Below are 2,305 nucleotides of genomic sequence, written 5' to 3' on the forward strand. Positions count from 1 at the left end.
AGAATCGCCCGGACGCCGGAAGGTGTCACTGTCTCTGCCGCCGCAGGTGCTTCCCCTGTGCAGAGAAACAACACCGCCGCCCGCGTACACGCCGCCGCGCAGGTTCCGGTCGTAAATCCGGTTCGAAGTTCCTTTTTTTCATCTGTCTGTTTCTTTTCCGTCTCCATCTGCCTCCCTGTATTCCATTTTCTGCCTGAAGATTCTTCTGTCCATTATAGGAGATTTACACCCGACTTTCAACTTATTACTATTTATCTTTATTTAAAATTCCAGTAACAATCCCTCATTTTCCCCTTGCACTTTCCTCAACTGTGCGGTACAATACGGAATATAAATAAGTAGATTTAATTACATATTCAAGAAATAGTTATTATAAACGTGCAAGGACAGCTAACATGTAAATAATATAAAAAACCGGAAAGATCTTCTCTTTCCGGCATTTTAAGTCTCACACACTTTAAAACAATACAGTTTTAAACAACAACGTGAAACATTATTTGGTACGGACAACCAGATGGGCATTGACATACTCCCAGGAGTATGTGCCCGCTTTGCCGCCGTCCTCAATGAAAAATGGAGTTACCATCTTGTAGCCTTCATCCATCATCATGGTTGCAGCTTCCAGACATGATTCCTCTTCGTTTTCAAAATCAACATTAATGCATGGATTCTCTTCCATGGAAGGATTGTCCTCATTCGGATCTAAATGTGCAATTGCGTACTGCATATGAATTCTCCTTTTCCTTATGATACTGAGAGTCTGAAAACTCCCTGCCACTCATTATAACTATCTTTCAATCAAGCGTCAAGCACCTGCGGGCGCACCTTTACTATATGAAATTTTGGGGTGAAAACATGAACACAATTATCAATTTAATCGAAAAAACCTACTATTTCCTCTGGGGTGACTGGATTCATCTGCCGCTTCCTGGCGGAACAACCATCAACCTGCCGCTTCTGGTTCTTCTGCTCGTCCCGACCGGTATCTTCTGTACTATCCGGACGCGGTTCCTGCAGATCCGGATGCTTCCGGATATGCTGCGCGCGCTACTGGAAAAGGCCGAAACCGGACACAAAGGCGGCTCCCTCTCCGCACTCCAGGCACTGATCGTGTCAACTGCGACCCGCGTTGGTATGGGAAATCTTGTCGGTATCGTTGCCGCTCTCTCCGCCGGAGGCGCTGGTGCGTTGTTCTGGATGTGGGTAACCGCGCTGCTCGGTTCGGCAACCGCTTTCATCGAGGCGACCTTAGCCCAGCTTCACAAACAGCCGGATCCGCTCTACGGCGGTTACCGCGGCGGTCCTGCTTACTACATTCACGACTGGATCAACAGCAAACGCCAGAAACAGGGAACGCCGGTTTCGAAGAAAAATCTTCTCTCCGTACTGTTTGCGCTCTCCGGTCTGATCTGCTGGTGCGGTATCAGCCAGGTCATCAGTAATTCCGTGACCTCTTCTTTTAAGAATGCATTCGGCATCCCGCCGATCTACTCATGCCTGTTTTTAGTTCTCCTTGCGGCAGTCATCATTCTTCGGAAAAATGCCTCCGTCAGGGTTCTGGATCTGCTGGTTCCAATCATGGCAGGCATTTACATTATCCTGACCCTGTTTTTAATTATCGTGAACTTCCGCCAGCTTCCAGGCGTTTTTGCCCGCGTTTTTGAGGAAGCACTCGGTCTGCGCCAGGCAATCGCAGGCGGCTTCGGCGCCGTATTGATGAACGGTGTCAAACGGGGACTTTTCTCCAATGAAGCAGGAAGCGGTTCCGCCCCGTGTGCGGCAGCGACGGCAGAAACCTCCCATCCTGCCAAAGTCGGACTGATGCAGGCGATGGGCGTTTTCATCGACACGCTTCTCTGCACCTGCACAGCCATGATCATGCTGCTGGTCCCGGCTGATAAAATCTCCGGTCTGGAGGGCATGGATCTGCTGCAGGCAGCAATGAGCTGGCATTTCGGGGAATTAGGCGTCATTTTCATAGCCGTAATCCTGTGGCTGTTCAGCTTCACGACCTTCATCGGCATCCTCTTCTATGCCCGCTCCAATGTGAGCTACCTCTTCGGAGACACCTGGGCCGCCCAGACGGCGTACAAGATTCTCGCCCTGATCATGATGTTTGTCGGCGGACTGACCGCCTACACCTTTGTCTGGGATCTCGGTGATGTCGGTGTCGGTCTGATGACCGTCTTCAACCTGATCGCGCTGATTCCGATGTCGAAAGAAGCGCTTGTAAGCCTGCGTGATTATGAGGCAAAATATAAGAAATCATAGCCACTTTATTTCGAAATAAAAAGGGCGTGTGAAA

The 2,305-nt window shown here is 49.5% G+C and carries 3 protein-coding genes (1 of these 3 cut by a window edge); 1 reads left to right on the forward strand and 2 read right to left on the reverse strand.

Annotation, left to right across the window (positions count from 1 at the left end; genetic code table 11):
- Together QVO97_RS01820 and QVO97_RS01825 are read right to left on the reverse strand one after the other, a co-directional pair.
- Positions 1–167: the 5' portion of a cobalt-precorrin-5B (C(1))-methyltransferase gene (locus tag QVO97_RS01820; RefSeq protein WP_022358714.1), read on the reverse strand. The gene continues 61 nt to the left of window position 1, outside the view; 167 of the gene's 228 nt are visible here — the first part of the coding sequence; it begins with the start codon at positions 165–167; its stop codon lies beyond the left edge, outside the window.
- A gap of 326 nt (positions 168–493) precedes the next feature.
- Positions 494–727 (reverse strand): hypothetical protein, encoded by a 234-nt coding sequence (locus tag QVO97_RS01825; protein WP_022358715.1) that lies wholly within the window; start codon positions 725–727, stop codon positions 494–496.
- A 107-nt stretch (positions 728–834) separates the two neighbouring features.
- Between QVO97_RS01825 and QVO97_RS01830 the strand changes: the two genes are divergently transcribed.
- The gene (locus tag QVO97_RS01830) at positions 835–2,271 is read left to right on the forward strand and encodes an alanine/glycine:cation symporter family protein (protein ID WP_022358716.1); all 1,437 of its coding nucleotides are present in this window, start codon (positions 835–837) and stop codon (positions 2,269–2,271) included.
- The last annotated feature ends 34 nt before the right edge of the window (positions 2,272–2,305 follow it).

Source organism: Clostridium sp. CAG:43 (genome assembly GCF_000434655.1).
GTDB classification, from domain to species: domain Bacteria; phylum Bacillota; class Clostridia; order Lachnospirales; family Lachnospiraceae; genus Otoolea; species Otoolea fessa.